This is a genomic window from Lentzea sp. CA-135723, from assembly GCF_050936595.1.
Lineage (GTDB): Bacteria > Actinomycetota > Actinomycetes > Mycobacteriales > Pseudonocardiaceae > Lentzea.
The window spans coordinates 3,720,079-3,736,884 of record NZ_JBNJMK010000001.1 but is presented as its reverse complement, the minus strand read 5'-3'; the positions used below and the strand labels follow the sequence as shown (position 1 = coordinate 3,736,884).

The 16,806-nt window shown below is 71.4% G+C and carries 19 protein-coding genes; 14 read left to right on the top strand and 5 right to left on the bottom strand.

Translation table 11 applies throughout. The features are described 5' to 3' along the window. Positions 1 to 71: 71 nt before the first annotated feature. The 5 genes from ACQEU1_RS16335 to ACQEU1_RS16315 all read left to right on the top strand — a co-directional run bounded on the left by ACQEU1_RS16335 (position 72) and on the right by ACQEU1_RS16315 (position 4,650). On the top strand, positions 72 to 1,430 hold the full coding sequence (locus tag ACQEU1_RS16335; RefSeq protein ID WP_433211528.1) for an NYN domain-containing protein: 1,359 nt from the start codon (positions 72 to 74) through the stop codon (positions 1,428 to 1,430). 128 nt (positions 1,431 to 1,558) lie between these two features. Next, complete coding sequence (locus ACQEU1_RS16330) at positions 1,559 to 2,500, top strand: C40 family peptidase (protein ID WP_433201761.1); 942 nt, start codon at positions 1,559 to 1,561, stop codon at positions 2,498 to 2,500. 10 nt (positions 2,501 to 2,510) lie between these two features. Next, on the top strand, positions 2,511 to 3,278 hold the full coding sequence (locus ACQEU1_RS16325; RefSeq protein WP_433201758.1) for a hypothetical protein: 768 nt from the start codon (positions 2,511 to 2,513) through the stop codon (positions 3,276 to 3,278). A gap of 9 nt (positions 3,279 to 3,287) precedes the next feature. Next, positions 3,288 to 4,391 (top strand): glycosyltransferase family 4 protein, encoded by a 1,104-nt coding sequence (locus tag ACQEU1_RS16320; protein WP_433201755.1) that lies wholly within the window; start codon positions 3,288 to 3,290, stop codon positions 4,389 to 4,391. Between the two features lie 115 nt (positions 4,392 to 4,506). Further along, complete coding sequence (locus ACQEU1_RS16315) at positions 4,507 to 4,650, top strand: hypothetical protein (RefSeq protein ID WP_433201752.1); 144 nt, start codon at positions 4,507 to 4,509, stop codon at positions 4,648 to 4,650. Here the strand turns inward: ACQEU1_RS16315 and ACQEU1_RS16310 are convergent. Both ACQEU1_RS16310 and ACQEU1_RS16305 read right to left on the bottom strand, forming a co-directional pair. Then, positions 4,643 to 7,507, bottom strand: coding sequence for a BTAD domain-containing putative transcriptional regulator (locus ACQEU1_RS16310; protein WP_433201749.1), 2,865 nt, complete (start codon positions 7,505 to 7,507; stop codon positions 4,643 to 4,645). The genes ACQEU1_RS16315 and ACQEU1_RS16310 overlap by 8 nt on opposite strands. A gap of 252 nt (positions 7,508 to 7,759) precedes the next feature. After that, on the bottom strand, positions 7,760 to 9,556 hold the full coding sequence (locus ACQEU1_RS16305; RefSeq protein ID WP_433201746.1) for an AMP-dependent synthetase/ligase: 1,797 nt from the start codon (positions 9,554 to 9,556) through the stop codon (positions 7,760 to 7,762). Between the two features lie 98 nt (positions 9,557 to 9,654). On the opposite strand from ACQEU1_RS16305, the gene ACQEU1_RS16300 reads away from it, so the two are divergent. Genes ACQEU1_RS16300 through ACQEU1_RS16275 form a run of 6 tightly spaced genes read left to right on the top strand, consistent with a single transcriptional unit; the run spans position 9,655 to position 13,910 of the window. Beyond that, positions 9,655 to 10,035: a polyketide cyclase / dehydrase and lipid transport gene (locus tag ACQEU1_RS16300; RefSeq protein WP_433201743.1), complete on the top strand. Its 381-nt coding sequence runs from the start codon at positions 9,655 to 9,657 to the stop codon at positions 10,033 to 10,035. 57 nt (positions 10,036 to 10,092) lie between these two features. After that, positions 10,093 to 10,881, top strand: a complete 789-nt coding sequence (locus ACQEU1_RS16295) for a metallophosphoesterase family protein (RefSeq protein WP_433201740.1) — start codon at positions 10,093 to 10,095, stop codon at positions 10,879 to 10,881. 23 nt (positions 10,882 to 10,904) lie between these two features. Beyond that, entirely contained in the window at positions 10,905 to 11,345 is a 441-nt protein-coding gene (locus ACQEU1_RS16290; RefSeq protein WP_285647274.1) for an SRPBCC family protein, read from the top strand. Beyond that, entirely contained in the window at positions 11,342 to 12,550 is a 1,209-nt protein-coding gene (locus ACQEU1_RS16285) for an ArsA family ATPase (protein WP_433201737.1), read from the top strand. The genes ACQEU1_RS16290 and ACQEU1_RS16285 overlap by 4 nt, the downstream gene beginning before the upstream one ends. A 26-nt stretch (positions 12,551 to 12,576) precedes the next feature. Then, a complete protein-coding gene (locus tag ACQEU1_RS16280) occupies positions 12,577 to 12,918 on the top strand; it encodes a hypothetical protein (RefSeq protein WP_433201734.1) in 342 nt (113 codons plus the stop codon). Beyond that, positions 12,918 to 13,910 carry an ROK family glucokinase gene (locus ACQEU1_RS16275; protein WP_433201731.1) on the top strand — a complete coding sequence of 331 codons (993 nt, stop codon included), beginning with the start codon at positions 12,918 to 12,920 and terminating at the stop codon, positions 13,908 to 13,910. The genes ACQEU1_RS16280 and ACQEU1_RS16275 overlap by 1 nt, the downstream gene beginning before the upstream one ends. Here ACQEU1_RS16275 and ACQEU1_RS16270 read toward each other — a convergent pair. Continuing rightward, on the bottom strand, positions 13,907 to 14,239 hold the full coding sequence (locus ACQEU1_RS16270) for a DUF3140 domain-containing protein (protein WP_433201728.1): 333 nt from the start codon (positions 14,237 to 14,239) through the stop codon (positions 13,907 to 13,909). The genes ACQEU1_RS16275 and ACQEU1_RS16270 overlap by 4 nt on opposite strands. A gap of 52 nt (positions 14,240 to 14,291) precedes the next feature. Between ACQEU1_RS16270 and ACQEU1_RS16265 the strand changes: the two genes are divergently transcribed. Continuing rightward, positions 14,292 to 14,510 carry a DUF2945 domain-containing protein gene (locus ACQEU1_RS16265; protein WP_433201725.1) on the top strand — a complete coding sequence of 73 codons (219 nt, stop codon included), beginning with the start codon at positions 14,292 to 14,294 and terminating at the stop codon, positions 14,508 to 14,510. A 99-nt stretch (positions 14,511 to 14,609) separates the two neighbouring features. Here the strand turns inward: ACQEU1_RS16265 and ACQEU1_RS16260 are convergent, their stop codons facing one another. Both ACQEU1_RS16260 and ACQEU1_RS16255 read right to left on the bottom strand, forming a co-directional pair. Further along, on the bottom strand, positions 14,610 to 14,741 hold the full coding sequence (locus tag ACQEU1_RS16260; protein WP_382439742.1) for a hypothetical protein: 132 nt from the start codon (positions 14,739 to 14,741) through the stop codon (positions 14,610 to 14,612). A gap of 66 nt (positions 14,742 to 14,807) precedes the next feature. Next, a complete protein-coding gene (locus ACQEU1_RS16255; RefSeq protein ID WP_433201722.1) occupies positions 14,808 to 15,320 on the bottom strand; it encodes a hypothetical protein in 513 nt (170 codons plus the stop codon). Between the two features lie 181 nt (positions 15,321 to 15,501). Here ACQEU1_RS16255 and ACQEU1_RS16250 point away from each other — a divergent pair, with 181 nt between their 5' ends. Together ACQEU1_RS16250 and ACQEU1_RS16245 are read left to right on the top strand one after the other, a co-directional pair. Next, a complete protein-coding gene (locus ACQEU1_RS16250; protein ID WP_433201719.1) occupies positions 15,502 to 16,236 on the top strand; it encodes a lysophospholipid acyltransferase family protein in 735 nt (244 codons plus the stop codon). 21 nt (positions 16,237 to 16,257) lie between these two features. Further along, positions 16,258 to 16,770 carry a polyadenylate-specific 3'-exoribonuclease AS gene (locus tag ACQEU1_RS16245; protein ID WP_433201716.1) on the top strand — a complete coding sequence of 171 codons (513 nt, stop codon included), beginning with the start codon at positions 16,258 to 16,260 and terminating at the stop codon, positions 16,768 to 16,770. Positions 16,771 to 16,806: the final 36 nt, after the last annotated feature.

The following is a 16,806-nucleotide window of genomic DNA, read 5'->3' as shown; positions in this document are numbered from 1 at the left end:
GTTCCGAAGGGCGGACACGTCCGTGCGTTGCTCGAGTGCGAGGGCTCTAGCCTGTGGGGGTGCCCGACCCGATGCCCGACCCGGAGATCGACCTGCCTGCTGAGGAGGCGGGTGAGTCCGCGGTGGAAGAGTCCCCTGAGGAATCCACTGTGGACTGGTCGGCGCTGCCGGAACCGCTGCGGGTGCGGCTCGCGGAACTGGGCGCGGACGCGCTGGGCGAGATGGCGAAGGTCGACGTGCCGCAGCACCTGCGTCCGGTGGCGAAGTTCGCGCCGACCAAGCGCGCCAGGCTGGGCGGCTCGCAGGTGGTGGCGGGGCTGCGCGACTCGGCGAACTTCCGCACCGCGGTGGTCGAGTGGCTGCGCAAGAACCGGCCGTCGACGCTGGAGGTGACGTCGCCGGACCCGGTGACGGCGGCCGCGGCGGCGGTGCTGACCGGCGACGACGTCGCGCTGCACTACGTGGAGCTCGTGTCGCGGCGGGTCGGTGACGCGACGCTGCGCGCGGAACGGGACGCGGCCGTCGTGCGCGCGGAACGGCTCGAAGGCGAGCTGGAACGGCTGCGGGCCGAGCGCACGCAGCTCGACGGCGCCGCCGAACGCGTCCGCGCGGACGCCGAAGTCGAGCTGGAACGCCTGCGCAAGCGGTTGCGCGAGCAGGGCGTGAAGCTGCGCGAGGCCAAGGACGCCGCCGAGGCCGCGGCCGCCGAGGTCGACAAGATCCAGGTGCGCACCGCGGACGAGGTCAAACGGGTCTCGGCTGAACGCGACCGCGAACGCGAACGCGCCGAGACCGAGCGCGGCAAGGCCCAGCGCGCGATCGCCGACGCCGAGGTGGCGCGGCAGTCCGCCCGCGAGGCCAGGCAGGCCGACGAGGTGCGGCTCGCGTTGCTCGTGGACACGCTCGACGGTGCCGTCACGGGCCTGCGCCGCGAGCTGGCGCTCGGAGGCAGCGGGCCGCGTCCCGCCGACCTCGTGCGGGGCGCCAGCGCGTCGCAGGGGGCCGTGGGGCGCGTCGAGGACCCGGCGGCGCTGGACCGGCTGCTGGCGTTGCCCGCCGTGCACCTCGTGGTGGACGGCTACAACGTCACGAAGACGGGCTATCCGGAGCTGTCGCTGTCGGATCAGCGCGATCGGCTCGTGCACCAGCTGGCGGTGCTGGCGGCGCGCACGGGAGCCGAGGTGACGCTGGTGTTCGACGGCGCCGGTGTGGTGGCCGTGCCCGCGGCGGCTCCTCGTGGCGTGCGCGTGCTCTTCAGCGACCCCGGCGTGCTGGCCGACGACGTGATCCGTGCGCTGGTCACCGCGGAGCCCGAGGGGCGGCCCGTGGTGGTGGTGACGTCGGATCGCGCGGTCGCGGACTCGGTGCGGCGGCGGGGTGCGCACCCGGTGCCGTCCGCTGTGCTGCTGGCCCGTCTCGGGCGCGTTTGATCACCCGGTAGCCTGACGCCGTCGATCTTGGCGGTCTGGTTCTGGCGAAGGGGATCGGCGACCTCATGTCGCGCAACTTCACCCGCGTTCTCGTGGTTCTCTTGTTGTTGGTTCCGGTGACTCCGGCTGTGTCCTTAGCCGCGCAACCGGCTGATCCCGCGCGCGCGTACGCGGATCTGACCGCGCAGGCGACGAAGCTCAACGAAGAGGTCCTACGCGCGCAGGAAGACCTCGTGAAGCGCAAGGGCGAGCTCGAACGCGCGACCGCGACGGTGGGAGCGGCGCAGCAGGTCGAGCGGCAGGCCAAGCGCGACAGGGACGACTTCCAGGGCCAGGTGGACCTCATCGCCCAGGCGTCGTTCGAAGGCGCCCGGTTCAACCAGCTGTCGGCGCTGCTCGTCGCGGACTCTCAGCAGGACTTCCTGAGCCGCCTCGAGATGATGCGCGTGCTGGCCGCGGACAAGGAGGAGTCGCTCGCGCGGCTGTCCGGCGCGGTCGAGCAGGCCCAGCAGGCGCACCAGGTCGCGGAGGACGCCCGCGCGCGGGCCGCGGAGACGACCGCGGCGGCCGAGAAGCTGAAGGGCGACCTGGACGCGCGCAACGCGGCGTTGCAGACGCAGATCAACGAGGTGCGGGCGGCGCTCACGCGACTGCCGGCGCCCGTCGTGAACCAGCTGCGCGATCCGGGGGACCGCGCGCAGGTCGGCGTGCCGGCAGGGGTGGCGGGGCAGGCGCTGACGTTCGCGCTGGGGCAGCGCGGCGACTCCTACCAGTACGGCGGCCTCGGGCCAGACGGCTGGGACTGCTCCGGGCTGACGATGAAGGCCTACGCCGCCGCCGGGTACACGATTCCGCGCACCTCCGGCGGCCAGGCCGGGGTCGGGCGCGTCGTGTCGCGCGGCGAGGTCCGCGCGGGTGACCTGATCGTCTACTACCCGAGCCGCTCCCACGTGGCCATGGCCGTCGACAACCAGCGCGCCGTGCACGCCTCGACCGAGGGGCAGCCGGTGAAGATCGCGCCCATCGACGCCATCGGGCCCATCGCGGTGATCCGGCGCATCGAGGGCTAGCGTTGCGCCGGTGAAGCACCTCCGGACGTTGATGGCGGTCACCGTCGCCATGACGTTCCTGCTGGGCGTCAGCGTCGCCTTGCGGCCTGTCGAGTCGCGGTCGACCGCGACCGACCGGTGCACCGAGTCGGTGCTGACGGCGTCGTCGGGCACCGTGACCAGCAGTTCCTGCGATGGAGAGCTGGCGGCGCGGGTGTCGGGGTTGCTGGACTCGTCCGTGCGCGAGGTCGGCGATATATTGGATATCGGTTGGGCTCGCCACGTCGACGTCGTCGTGCCGGCTTCGGACGGCGAACTCGTCGCGCTCGTCGGGCCCGCGTTCGCGGACATGGCGGGGATCGCCATCCGAGACGGTTCCGGGCAGAAGGTCGTGATCAACCGGGTGCGGGCCGCGGCGCTGACGGACCTGGAACTGCGGGTGCTGTTGCGGCACGAGATCACGCACGTCGCCACCCGCGATCTGACCTCGGACTCGGCGCCGCTGTGGCTGGTGGAGGGGTTCGCGGACTGGGTGGCGTTCCACGGGCTGGGGTTGTCGCTCCGGCAGGCCGCGCCGCTGCTCGAGCCGGACGTCTCGGCGTTGCCGTCCGACTTCGGCGGCCCCGGTCGCGATCTCGCCTACCAGCAGGCGTACTCGATCATGGTGTACCTCGAGTCGCGGCTGGGGGAGCGCGGCGTCGTGGACTTCTTCCTGCGCACCGCGTCGTTGTCCGCGGTGGACCCCGGTGCCGTCGACGTGGCGGGCTGGCGCGAGTTCCTGCGAACGAGCATCGGATAGCGTTGGTTCGTGCGTCGAACCTTGCTGGTGACCAACGACTTCCCGCCCCGCCCCGGTGGCATCCAGTCCTACCTGCACGCGTTGGCGACACGGATGCCCGCGGACTCGCTGGTCGTGTACGCGCCGAAGTGGAAGGGCGCGCGGGAGTTCGACGCCGAGCAGCCGTTCCCGGTGGTGCGGCACCCCACGTCGCTGATGCTGCCGACGCCGGACGTCCTGTCCCGCGCCCGCTCGATCGCCCGCGCCGAGTCGTGCGACGCGGCGTGGTTCGGGGCGGCGGCACCGCTCGCGTTGCTGGCGCCGTCACTCGGGCTCAGCCGCGCGGTGGCGTGCACGCACGGGCACGAGGTCGGCTGGTCGATGCTGCCGGTGGCGCGGCAGGCGTTGCGGGCGATCGGGTCCGGTGTGGACGTCGTGACCTACGTCAGCCGCTACACCCGGTCGCGGTTCGCGGCGGCGTTCGGGCCGATGGCGGCGCTCGAACACCTGCCGTCCGGTGTGGACACCGAGCAGTACCGCCCCGACCCGGCCGCGCGCGCCGAGATGCGCCGCCGCTACGGGCTGGGCGACCGGCCGGTGATCGTGTGCGTGTCGCGCCTGGTGCCGCGCAAGGGGCAGGACGTGCTGATCCGCGCGTTGCCCCTGATCCAGCGGACGGTGCCGGACGCCGCGCTGCTGATCGTCGGCGGCGGCCCGTACCGCGCGACGCTGGAGAAGCTCGCCGCCGGCTCGCGCGACGTCGTGCTGACCGGGTCCGTGCCGTGGGAGGAACTGCCCGCGCACTACAACGCAGGCGACGTCTTCGCGATGCCCTGCCGCACCCGCGGCCGCGGCCTCGACGTCGAAGGGCTCGGCATCGTCTACCTGGAGGCGTCGGCGACCGGGCTGCCGGTCGTGGCCGGACGGTCCGGCGGCGCCCCGGAGACCGTGCGGGACGGCATCACCGGCAACGTCGTCGACGGCCTCGACGTCGACGCCGTCGCCGAACGGATCGCCTCGTTGCTCGCCGACCCCGAGACCGCCGCCAAGATGGGGCGCGCCGGCCGGGAGTGGGTCAGCGACCACTGGCGTTGGGACCAGCTCGCGCACCGCCTCGAAACCCTCATCGGCTGACTGCACTACCCGATGTGTCGCGTTACTTGACGACGTTGACGACAGTGACGTCAACATTGACGACGCCCTCAATGTTGACGCTGATGTTGACGACATTGACGACGAGGTTGACTGCATGGACGTCGTCAATGTCGTCGTCAACATCAGCGTCAATGTCGTCAACATCAATGTCGTCGAGCTTGACGGAAGTGTGCTGTCGAAGACAACGTTGTCATTCGACCGTGCACTGATATATCGGATATCGGTTCAGGTCAGGTGAGGTCGCGGGCGCGGAGTTCCAGGGCGCGCAGGCCCAGTTCGGCGCCGCGCCGCACGGCCTCGTCAGCGGCGGAACGGGCGTCGGCGTCGCGGCCGTGATCGCGCAGGACGAGGGCGAGACCGATCAACGCTCGCACCTCGCCCGAGGCGTAGCCGATCCGCCGGGCCGTCGTGAGGGCCTGCTGGAAGAGGTCGGTGGCGGCGTCGAGGTCGGCCTGGGCGCGGCGCACCTCGCCCAGGGTGATGCGGGCGGAGGTCGCCACCTGCTGGTCGCCGCCGTCGGCCACCAGCCGCAGGGCGCGGGTGGCCAGCGAGGCGGCCGCGTCGGTGTTGCCGGCGGCGAGTTCGACGGCGGCCAGGTTCTCCAGGGTCTCGGCCTCGCCGGCCGGGACGTTGCCGATCTCCAGGGCCCGGCCGAGGTGCGCGCGGGCCTCGTCGAGGCGGCCCTGCAGGCGCAGGGCCATGCCCAGGTAGGTGTGGCTGTCGGCGTTCGGGGCGAGGGCCAGGGCCTGGGAGAAGTGGTCGACGGCGCCGTCGATCTCGCCCAGCTCGACGGAGAGCTGGCCCAGGTTGTAGAGGCTGGTGCTGACGGTGTCGGCCGACGACGAGCGCAGCATCTCCGTGCAGCGCAGCAGGACCTCGCGGGCGGCGGTCAGGTCGCCGGAGCGGCGGTGCACGAGGCTGAGGTTGTTCAGCACGCCCGCTTCGGCGTCCTCGTCGCCCAGCTCCCGGTACAGCGCCACGGCGTGGTCGTGGTGCTCGACCGAGCGCGCGTACTCGCCGAGCCGCAGGTAGAGGGTGCCCAGGTTGGCGTGCATCGCCGCCTCGGCCGGGCGGTGGCCGGACTCCTGGGCTGCCTGCAGGCCGTGGTGGGCCGTCGCCAGCCACTCGCCGACGTGCTGGCCGATCCAGAGGTAGCCGCGCAGGGCGTCGGCCAGCTGCCAGGCCATGACGGCGGGGCCGTGCTCGGCGGCGTGGCGGATGGCGGCGATCAGGTTCGGGCGTTCCGCGTCGAGCCAGGCCAGGGCCTCCGCGGAGCCGGAGATCCTGGGTGCGGGGCCCGCTGCCGACGACGCCAGCCGCACGATGCCGGGGTAGAGGAGCTCGGCGCAGCGTTCGACGCCGCGCTGGTAGTGGTTCAGCAGGGCGTTCCAGGAGGCCTGCTGCTCGGACGGGCTGTCGGACTCCTCGCGCAACGCGGCGGCGTAGCGGACGAGCTCGTCGTGGAAGCGGTAGCGGCCGGGCCCCGAGGAGACGACGAGGCGGGCGATCTCCAGCACCGTCAGCAGGCCCTCGGCGTCGACGTCAGCCAGCGCGGACGCCGCCTCCGCCGTGAAGTCCGGGCCCGGGACCAGCGACAACAGCCGGAACAGGCGTTGAGGGGCCGGCGGCAGGGCGGCGTAGGCGAGCTCGATCGGCGAGCCGGAGATCGTCACGTCACCGCGCCCCGCCAGGTAGGCCGCTGCCACGCGCAACGCCAGCGGCAGGTGCCCGCAGCGTTCGGCCAGCTCGGCGTGCGAGCCCGGTCCCAGCAGCGACGTCAGCAGCTGCACGGACTCGGCGGGTGGGAAGACATCCACCGGCACGGTCCGCGCGCCGTTGAGGGCGATCAGCCCGCGCAGGTCGTCCCGCGACGTCACGATCACCCGGCACGACGCCGTCCCCGGCAGCAACGGCCGCACCTGGTCCGGCGCCGACGCGTTGTCCAGCACCAGCAGCATCCGCCGTCCCGACAGCAACGACCGCAGCATCGTGCTCTGCTCGTCCAGGTCGGGCGGGATCTCGTCCGGCGGCACCCCCAGCGCCCGCAGGAACCGCGACAGCACGTCGACCCCGTCCGCCGGCGCGCCCAGCGCGTAGCCGCGCAGGTCGACGTAGAGCTGCCCGTCCGGGAACCGGTCCCGCAACAGGTGCGCCACGTGCACCGCCAGCGTCGTCTTGCCCACCCCCGGAGGCCCCGCCAGCGTCACGATCGGCACCGACCCCGTGACCAGCCCGGAGATCCGCTCGACGTGCGCCGCCCGCCCGGTGAAGTCCGCGATGTCGTCCGGCAGCCGCATCGGCGCCGCCGGCTCCCGCGCCACCACCGCGGCCACAACGGGCGCCGCGAGAGAGGGCGACCCCATCAGGATCGCCTGGTGCAACGACCGCAGCTCCGCCGACGGGTCGATGCCCAGCTGCTCGTCCAGCGTCCGGTCGAGCTGCCGGAACGCCTCCAGCGCCTCCGCCTGCCTGCTGGACCGGTACAACGCCAGCATCAGCTGCGCCCAGAACCTCTCCCGCAACGGGTGGTCCCGCGTCAGCGCGAACAGCTCCGGCACCAGGTCGGCGTGGTCGCCCAGCGCGAGCTCCACGTCGATCCGCTGCTCGTGCACCGTCATCAGCAGCTCGGTCAGCCGCGGCGCGTGCGCGCTGTACAACGTCTCCGACGGCACGTCCGACAGCACCGGCCCGCGCCACAGCTCCAACGCCTCGGCGAACGCCTTCCGCGCCGTCTCCAGGTCCTCCGCCGCGACCGCCACCCGCCCGCGAGCAGCGGCGTCGGCGAACCGGTGCGCGTCCACGGCCAGCGGATCCACCCGCATCCGGTAGCCGTCCGCGGCCGTCTGGATCAACGACGGATCACCCAACGCCGCGCGCAACCGCATCACGTACGTCTGCAACGTGCCCCGCGTGCGCGCGGGCGGCGTGTCCCCCCACACGTGCTCGACGAGTTCCGTCACGGGAACGACGCGGTTCGGCCGCAGCAGCAACGCCGCCAGCAACGCCCGGTGCTTGCCCGCCCGCAACACGACAGCGGAGCCGTCCAGGCGTACTTCCAACGGGCCGAGCAGCCGGAACTGCGGACCCGAAGCCATTGCCTACCCCTCGTGCGAGCCGGATGATCCCCCTCTGCCGCACAGCCTATTGGCGCGCTGTCGCCGAGTGACATCGGCGCGTCAGCGATACGTCAGCGCCGTACGGCAATCTTCTCCACGTCCCGGTCGGGGGGCCGGGGCAACAAACTTCTCGGGTTCGGCGGAGCACTCCGCGGATCACGATCGCTGGGGGTCGAAAGGCCCAGGAGCTCTCTCTCAGCTCCTGGGCCTTTCGCGCATTCCTACCTGGGACTACTTGGCGTAGATCGCGTCGATGTCCGCCGAGTACGTCGTCGCCACGACCGAGCGCTTCAGCTTCAGCGACGGCGTCATCTCGCCACCCGCCTCGGTGAAGTCGACCGGCAGCACCCGGAACTTGCGGATCGCCTCGGCCTTCGACACCGACTTGTTCGCCTCGTCCACCACGGCCTGGATCTCGGCCAGCAGGTCCGCGTCCTCGATCAGGTCGGGCACCTCGGCCGACGCGGGCTTGCCGCGCGACTCCTTCCACGACGGGAAGAACTCCGGGTCGATCGTGATCAGCGCGCCGATGAACGGCTGCTTGTCGCCGACGACCATGCACTGCGAGATCAGCGGGTGCGCCCGGATCCGGTCCTCGAGCTGCGCGGGGGAGACGTTCTTGCCACCGGCGGTGACGATGATCTCCTTCTTGCGGCCCGTGATCTTCAGGAACCCGTCGTCGTCGAGCTCGCCGATGTCACCGGTGTGGAACCAGCCGTCCTCCAAGGCCTCCTTGGTGGCGGCCTCGTTGTTCCAGTAGCCGGTGAAGACGATGTCGCCCTTGATGAGGATCTCGCCGTCGTCGGCGATCTTCACCGACGTGCCGGGCACCGGCAGGCCGACCGTGCCGACCTTCTCCTGGCCGCGGAACGTCACGCAGGCCGCCGCCGACGTCTCCGTCAGGCCGTAGCCCTCGTAGACCGGGATGCCCGCGCCGCGGAAGAAGTGCGACAGCCGGTCACCCAGCGGCGCGCCGCCGGAGACCGCCGCGATCGCCCGGCCGCCCAGTGCGCCGCGCAGCTTCGCGAACACCAGCTTGTCGAACACCGCGTGCTTGACCCGCAGCCCGAGGCCGGGACCGCCGTTGTCGAGCGCCTGGCTGTACGCGACGGACGTGGCCTCGGCGGCGTCGAAGATCTTGCCCTTGCCGCCGGCGTGCGCCTTCTGCTTCGCGCCGTTGTAGACCTTCTCGAACACGCGCGGCACCGCGACGACGAACGTCGGGCGGAACTGGCCGAGGTCCTCGACGAGGTTCTTCACGTCCGCGGTGTGGCCCAGCGTCGCCCGCGAGTACACACACGCGAGGTACAGGGCACGCGCCAGGATGTGCGCGAGCGGCAGGAACAGCAGCAGCGAGTTGCCGGCCGTGAGGATCTCCGGGAACCGCGACAGCGCCGACCGCACCTCGGACAGCAGGTTGCGGTGCGTCAGCGTGCAGCCCTTGGGCCGGCCCGTCGTGCCGGACGTGTAGACCAGCGTCGCCGTGGCGTCCGCCTGCACCTGACCGCGGCGCTCGTGCACCTGCTCGTCGGTGATCTCGGCGCCCAGCGCGGTCAGCTCGTCGACCGCGGCCGCCGAGCCCTCGATCTGCCACACGTGCCGCAGCTCGGGGAGCTTGCCGACGACGTCGTCGACCATCGTGCGGTGCGACGACGCCTCGACGAACACGGCCGTCGCGCCGGAGTCGGACAGGATCCACTCGATCTGGTCCGCCGACGACGTCTCGTAGATCGGCACCACGACGCCGCCCGCCGCCCAGATGGCGAAGTCGAGCAACGACCACTCGTAGCGCGTCTTGGACACCAGCCCGACCCGGTCGCCGAGCTCCAGACCGGCGGCTACCAGACCCTTCGCGACCGCCATGACCTGCGCGGCGAAGTCACGCGCGGTGATGTCGACCCAGGTGCCGTCGACCTGCCTGCGGAAGCTGACGGCGTTGCCGAAGCGCTCCGCGTTGGCCCACACCATGTCGGTGAGGTTCTCCTCCGGAGCCACAGCGGCGGTGGCGGGGACGCTGAACTCGCGCACGTCAACCTCCGTACGGTGATTTGTTACTGGTGGGGAAACTTAGCGTGTGATTCCGGCGATACAAAGGTCGGTACGCCCTTCCGTTACCTTTTGTCCTTATGGCCAGCGTGGACGTCGTCGACGAGACCTTCCTGGCGGTACCACCCGGTGTGGTCGCCGCCGCCTTCTCAACGCCCTCCTCGTGGCGCCTGTTCTGGCCCGACCTGGAGCTCGACGTGTACGCCGACCGGGGTGAGGAGGGGCTGCGCTGGACCGTCGGCGGCGCGCTCGTCGGCACGATGGAGGTCTGGCTCGAACCGGTGCTCGACGGCACTGTGCTGCACTACTTCCTCCGCGCTGACTCACCCGCCGGGCCGTTCGCGCCCCGCGACGCCCGCCGCGAGGTGCAACGCCGCCAGCTCGACGCCAAGTCGGTCTCGCTGGGGCTCAAGCTGACGCTGGAGGACGGTCGCCCGGCCGGATGCCCTCCGTCCGTGTGATCTTGCTCGACGTGCGTCCCGCTGAACACCCCCAAGCGCGTCAACTAAGTTGGAGACGTGCGGGTTCACGTGGTCTCGGATGTGCACGGCAACGCGGAGGCGCTGGCGCGCGCCGGTGAGGGCGCGGACGCCCTGGTCGTGCTCGGCGACCTGATCGACTTCGTCGACTACCACGACCACTCCAGGGGAATCCTCGGCCGCGTCTTCGGCCCGGAGAAGGTCGGGATCTTCGCCGAGCTGCGCCGCGGCACGCGCCGCGCGGACACGGCGAGCTACATCCGTTCCCTGTGGGACGGACTCGCCGACGCCCGTTCCGTGGTGGAAGAAGCGGTGCTGGAGCAGTACACGGCGTTGTTCGCGGCCATGTCCGCGCCCACCTACGCGACACCGGGCAATGTGGACAGTCCGCACCTGTGGCCGCAGTTCGCCGGGGTCGGCGTGCACGTCCTCGACGGCGAGGCCGCGGAGATCGGCGGGCTGAGGTTCGGGTTCGCGGGTGGCGGGCTGATGGTGCCCGGACTCGTGCGCAACCCCAACGCGCCGTGGTTCCCGTACCTGCGCACGGAGGAGGACATGGCCGCCGCGCTCGACCGGATGGGCCAGGTCGACGTGCTGTGCACGCACATCCCGCCGTTGGTGCCCGAACTCACCTACGACGTCGTCGCGCGCCGTCCCGAATGGGGGTCGCGGGCCGCGCTGGACAAGATCGTGCGCGAACGTCCGCGCTGGTCGGTGTTCGGGCACGTGCACCAGCCGCTGTCGCGCCGGGTGCGGGTCGGCTTCACCGAGTGCGTCAACGTGGGACATTTCCAGCGCAGCGGCAAGCCTCACGTCCTCAACTGGTGACCACGCGAGTAACCTCCACGTTCATGGCCGACGAGTCCACTCAGTCCATCGTCATCGACGCTCCGCCTGAGAAGATCATGGCGATCATCGCGGACTTCCCGTCGTACCCGGACTGGGCGAACGGGATGAAGGAAGTCGAGGTCCTCGACTCCCGCGACGACGGCCGTGCCGAGCAGGTGCGGTTCGCGATCGACCAGGGTCCCGTGAAGGACGAGTACACCCTGAAGTACGACTGGGCCGCCGACGGTCTGTCGGTGAAGTGGGAGCTCGTCAAGGGCACCATGCAGAAGGCGCAGCAGGGCAGCTACGTGCTGGCGCCGTCCGGCACCGGCACCAAGGTCACCTACACGCTCTCGGTGCAGCTGGTGATCCCGATGATCGGCCTGTTCCGCCGCAAGGCCGAGAAGCTGATCCTCGACACCGCGCTCAAGGAGCTCAAGAAGCGCGCGGAGAAGGCGGCTTGAGCCGGGTCCTGCTCTTCACCGGCAAGGGCGGGGTCGGCAAGACGACGTTGTCGGCCGCGACCGCCGCCTCGCTGGCGGCGAACGGCCGCAAGGCGCTCGTGGTGTCCACCGACCCCGCGCACTCGCTGGGCGACGCTCTCGACGTGCGGCTCGGCGCCGAACCGTCCGAAGTAGACGGATCCGCCGGTCTGTACGCGTGCCAGATCGACCCGCGCGGCCTGGTGGACGAGGCGTGGGGCGAGCTGCGCGGCCATCTGCGGACCGTGCTGGCGGGCGCCGGCGTCGACGAGCTCGACGCCGAGGAACTGACCGTGCTGCCCGGCGTCGAGGAACTGCTCGCTTTGGCCGAGGTGCGGCGGCTCGCCGCGTCCGGGCCCTGGGAGGTCGTGGTCGTCGACTGCGGGCCGACCGCGGAGACGTTGCGGCTGCTGTCGCTGCCGGAGGCGTTCGCGGGCTACCTCGAACGGCTCTTCCCCACGCACCGGCGCGTGGTGCGAGGGCTGCTCGCGGGCGTCGCGGGCACCGGCACCGTCGAGAAGTGGGACGCGACGGCCGACGCGCTGAGCCGTCTCGCGGAACGGCTGGACGCGTTGCGGTCGATGCTCGCGGACCCGTCGTCGTGCTCGGTGCGGCTGGTGCTGACGCCCGAACGCGTCGTCGCCGCCGAGACCCGCCGCACGCTGACGGCGTTGGCGCTGCAGGGAATCCGGGTCGACAGCGTGATCGCGAACCGCCTCGTGCCCTCGCCGGGTGCCGCGCGCGGGGCGGCCGCCTCGTGGCTGCGCACGCGCCGGCAGGAGCAGGACGCGGTGCTGGCCGAGCTGACCGGGATCGGCGAGATCCGCACGGTCGACCACCGCGCGTCGGAGCCCGTGGGCGTGCCGGCGCTGCTGGAGGTCGCCGAGCAGCTGTACGGCTCCGCGGACCCGTTGCCGGGAGACGCCGACGCCACGTCGATGCTGGAGGTGTCGGGCAGCGGACGCGGCCTCGACGCCCGGTACTCGCTGCGGATCGCGTTGCCGCTCGCCGACGACACGGAGCTGGACCTCGCGCGCGTGGGCGACGATCTGGCGTTGACCGTCGACAGCAGGCGTCGGCTCGTGGCGCTGCCGTCGTTGTTGAGGCGCTGCATCGTCACCGATGCGGAGATGGACTCGGGTGGCGTGACGGTGGGGTTCCGTCCAGACCCTTCCCTCTGGCGCTGACCGTGGCGCTGATCAGGAGTTCGTAGATGACCCAGGACAACGCAGGCAAGCTCGCCGAGGAGCTGCGGCTGCTGATCGACACCGCCGCCGAGCGGATGCAGCCGTGGCTGCAGCGCGTCGCCGAGGCGGGTGACGGCACGCACACGCCGGAGACGTGCGGCTGGTGCCCGCTGTGCAACGGCGTGGCGCTGCTGCGCGGCGACCGCTCCGAACTGGCCGCGAAGGCCGCCGAGCACGCGGCGGGCCTGGTCGCGGTGCTGCGGGCGGCCCTGCGCGAACCCGGCACGCCACCGCCTCCCGCGGACGAGCCGCGGCCGGACGCCGGTCAGCGCGTGCAGCACATCAAGGTCGTCAGGAAGACCGACTAGTGCTCACCGTCGGAGTGGACATCGGTGGCACCAGCGTGCGCGCGGGCGTCGTGGACCCGCGCGGCTCCGTCCTGGACACGTCCCGCGCCCCCACGCCCGCCGGTGAGCGCGCTCTCGAGGACGCGATCGTCGCCGCCGTCGAGGAGGTGGCCGACCGCCACACCGTGAGCGCCGTCGGCCTCGCCGTGGCGGGCTTCATCGCCTCGGACCGGCGCACGGTCCGGTTCGCACCGCACCTGGCGTGGCGGCAGGCCGACGTCGCCGACCGCATGAGCGACCGCCTCGGCATGCCGGTGGTCCTGGAACACGACGCGAACGCCGCCGCTCTCGCCGAACACCGGTTCGGCGCGGCCCGGGGCGCCAAGACCGCCGTGCTGGTCGCCATCGGCACCGGCATCGGCGCCGCGCTGCTGCTCAACGGCGAGGTCTTCCGCGGCGCCCACGGCGTGGCCCCCGAGCTGGGCCACCTGCGCGTCGTCCCGGACGGCCGCCCCTGCCCGTGCGGCAAGAACGGCTGCTGGGAGCGCTACTGCAGCGGCACGGCCCTGAGCGCCACCGCCGTGGAACTGCTGGCCAAACATCCCGGCGTGTCCACCGTCCTGGCGCGCGAGGCGGCCGGCGACTCCCGTGCCGTGACGGGCCGCCGCGTGGCCGGAGCCGCCCGAGACGGCGACCCGCTGGCCAAGCGCGCGATGGCCGACCTGGCCCGCTGGCTGGGCGAGGGCCTGGCGCTCGTCGCCGACGTCTACGACCCCGAGGTGATCGTCATCGGGGGAGGCGTGTCGACCTCGGCGCCGCTGTTCCTCGACGACGCCCGCGAGCGCTACGCCGCCGTCGTCACCGGGGCGGGGCACCGTCCGCTGGCCCGCATCCGCACCGCGCAGCTCGGCGACGACGCGGGCATCGTGGGCGCGGCGACCCTGGCCCGCGAGATGGCCACCAAGAACTCGCTGGGCAAGAACTCGCTGGCCAAGAACTCGCGGCGCTCCTAGCGCCGGAGGGGGTCGTGACCCCGGTTCATGAGGGAGTAGCGCCAGCGGGTGTCCTCCACGTCGCCGCCGGGCCGTTGCGCGAGGTGGCGGTGGACGTAACCGACCACCTTGCGCATGTGCTCGAAGTCGGCCTCGGTGAGGTCGTCGCGCCGCTTGCGCAGCAACGTGACGATGCGGCGGCCGGACGCGTGCCCGGTCGACTCGCCCGACTGCTTGTCGCCGGCCTGCTTCGACTCGTCCGACGCGAGCCACTCCTCGAGCGACGACGCCGTCATGTTGACCGCCTCGCCGAACTCCTCACGCGTCTGCTGCCGCTCGTCTTCGCGCACGGGTCGTCCTCCTGCTCGGATGGGTTCGTCCGAGTGGGGTACCCGTCCGGGCATGACGAAGCATCCGCTGAAGCCAGGTGACGAGGTCGAGTGGTCGAGCCACGGGTCGACCACCCACGGCGAGGTGAAGGAGGAGATCACCGAGGAGACGGAGGCCGCGGGGCGCGAGGTGAAGGCCTCGCCGGACGAGCCGCAGTACCGGGTCGAGAGCGCGAAGAGCGGCCGCGACGCCGTCCACAAGCCGGAAGCACTGCGGAAGAAGTCACACTGATATATCGGATATTGGAGTGTCGCGGCGGGCGTGTCGGGGTTGTTCACCCGCCGCGAACACCCTGGTTCAGCGTCCAGCCGGGTGTGGCCGGACCGGGATCTAGCGGCCGAGCAGGCGCAGGATGCGCGGGCGGCGGCGCTTGGCGCGCTCCGCGTCCTTCTTGCTCAGGGTCGCCATGGCGCGGGCCATCATCAGGTGCTGCATCTGGTCCATGGGCGCCACGGTAGGCATGACCGAATCGTTATCTGAAGGTTTGAGTGGCCGTTATCACGCCGTTACCGAATCCGGCGTGACCTGTCACACCTGGGCGCCGTCGTCCCATCCCGAGTCCGGTGGCGGGGTGTTGCGCATGCGCAGGATCAGCCAGCCGACGCCCGCGCACAGCGCCACCAGCGACAGCGGCGTGCCGATGCGCGACTGGAGTCCGAAGATGCCTGGTGCGACCAGCAGCAGGATGCCCAGCAGGAACAGGCCGAGCGCCGCGATCGTCGAGGCGCGCAGCACCGGGAACGGCGGCGGCTCCGGCGGCACGTAGTGGTCCTCGTCGGCCGGATCTCGGTATTTGGGCTCGTCGTCGAGGTCCGGCACCGGCTCGTCGGCGACCGCCGTGCGGGGTTCCTGCCCGCCGCGCCCGCCGTCCGGACCGCTGTCGGGCCCGTCGTCGGTGTCCGTGTTCGCCTCGTCCAGGTCGAGCCAGTCCTTGCCGACCCCGTCCCGTTCGAGACCCGCGACGATCTCGGCAAAGAGCTCGTCGACGTTCTCCGGTCCGTCGGTCGAGTCGCGCCGGGCGTTCATCCAGAGCCTCTCCACAAAGCAGCAACCCTCTGACCCCACATCGTTGCACGGGCGCGATGTGTTGCGGGTTACGGCAGTCGGCTCAGCCACCGCCGTGACGCACTAAGACGGGACTCGTTGTGTGAGGTGCGGTCGGCTCCGTAGGCTGATTGTCGGGATCAAGGTTCGCGGGGTCTTAAGGGAGGCGCTTCCCAAGGTGCTGTACTGGTTGATGAAGCACGTCCTCCTGGGACCGATTCTGCGGCTGTTCTTCCAGCCGAAGATCATCGAGGGCGCCGAGAACATCCCGAAGGACGGCGGCGCCATCCTGGCGAGCAACCACCTCGCCGTCTCCGACTCGTTCTTCCTGCCGCTGATGCTGTCGCGGCGGGTGACCTTCCCGGCGAAGATCGAGTACTTCACCGGCACGGGGATCAAGGGCAAGCTGCAGAAGTGGTTCTTCTCCGGCGTCGGCCAGGTGCCGATCGACCGGTCCAGCGCGTCCGCCGCGCAGGGAGCGCTCGACACCGGCGTCCGGATCGTGCGCGAGGGCAAACTGCTCGGCATCTACCCCGAGGGCACGCGCTCGCCCGACGCCCGTCTCTACAAGGGCAAGGTCGGCGTCGCGTGGATCGCGCTGGAGTCCGGCGCGCCGGTCATCCCGGTCGCGATGTTCGGCACGGACAAGGCCAACCCCATCGGCTCGAAGATGTGGAAGCCGTACCCGATCCGCATCAAGATCGGGAAGCCGCTCGACTTCTCCCGCTACGAGGGCCTGTCGGGTGACAGGTTCGTGCTGCGGTCCATCACCGACGAGATCATGTACGCGTTGATGGAGCTCTCCGGCCAGGAGTACGTCGACGTCTACGCGGCCAAGGCCAAGGAGCAGGCCGCCGACGTGCCCGAACAGGGCAAGAAGAGCGACCGGGTGCCCGAGAAGAAGGCGAGCTGACCGCACCCCTAGGGTGTCGCGGTGCGGTTTTTCTACGACTGTGAGTTCATCGAGGACGGGCTGACGATCGACCTCGTGTCGATCGGTGTGGTCGACGAGGAAGGCCGCGAGTTCTACGCCGTGTCCACCGAGTTCGACCCCGATCGCGCGGGGCCGTGGGTGCGCCAGAACGTCCTCAACCAGCTGCCCTCGCCCGCGGACAAGGCGTGGCGCAGCCGTGACCGCATCCGCGAGGACCTGCTCGACTTCCTCGGCGCCCGCAACGCCGCGCGCGACGAGGTCGAGCTGTGGGCGTGGTTCGCCGCCTACGACCACGTGGCGCTCGCGCAGCTGTGGGGTGCCATGCCGGCGTTGCCGCGCGCGTTGCCCCGGTTCACGCGCGACCTGCGGCAACGCTGGGACGACGTCGGCCGCCCCCGGCTGCCCGCGCCTCCGGCGGACGCCCACGACGCCCTCGCCGACGCCCGGCACAACCTCGCGCGCTGGAAGGTGATCGAGGAACAGCGGCGCAAAATCGGGTTTCCCGTCCGGTAGGTGAGACCCCGCGTTGCTGCACCGATACAGCTCGTG

Bases quoted from the DNA above. Each gene is read 5' to 3' on its own strand.
- ACQEU1_RS16335 (WP_433211528.1), top strand. From the start codon at position 72: ATGCCCGACCCGGAGATCGACCTGCCTGCTGAGGAGGCGGGTGAGTCC.
- ACQEU1_RS16315 (WP_433201752.1), top strand. From the start codon at position 4,507: ATGGACGTCGTCAATGTCGTCGTCAACATCAGCGTCAATGTCGTCAAC.
- ACQEU1_RS16310 (WP_433201749.1), bottom strand. From the start codon at position 7,507: ATGGCTTCGGGTCCGCAGTTCCGGCTGCTCGGCCCGTTGGAAGTACGC.
- ACQEU1_RS16300 (WP_433201743.1), top strand. From the start codon at position 9,655: ATGGCCAGCGTGGACGTCGTCGACGAGACCTTCCTGGCGGTACCACCC.
- ACQEU1_RS16290 (WP_285647274.1), top strand. From the start codon at position 10,905: ATGGCCGACGAGTCCACTCAGTCCATCGTCATCGACGCTCCGCCTGAG.
- ACQEU1_RS16280 (WP_433201734.1), top strand. From the start codon at position 12,577: ATGACCCAGGACAACGCAGGCAAGCTCGCCGAGGAGCTGCGGCTGCTG.
- ACQEU1_RS16265 (WP_433201725.1), top strand. From the start codon at position 14,292: ATGACGAAGCATCCGCTGAAGCCAGGTGACGAGGTCGAGTGGTCGAGC.
- ACQEU1_RS16260 (WP_382439742.1), bottom strand. From the start codon at position 14,741: ATGCCTACCGTGGCGCCCATGGACCAGATGCAGCACCTGATGATGGCC.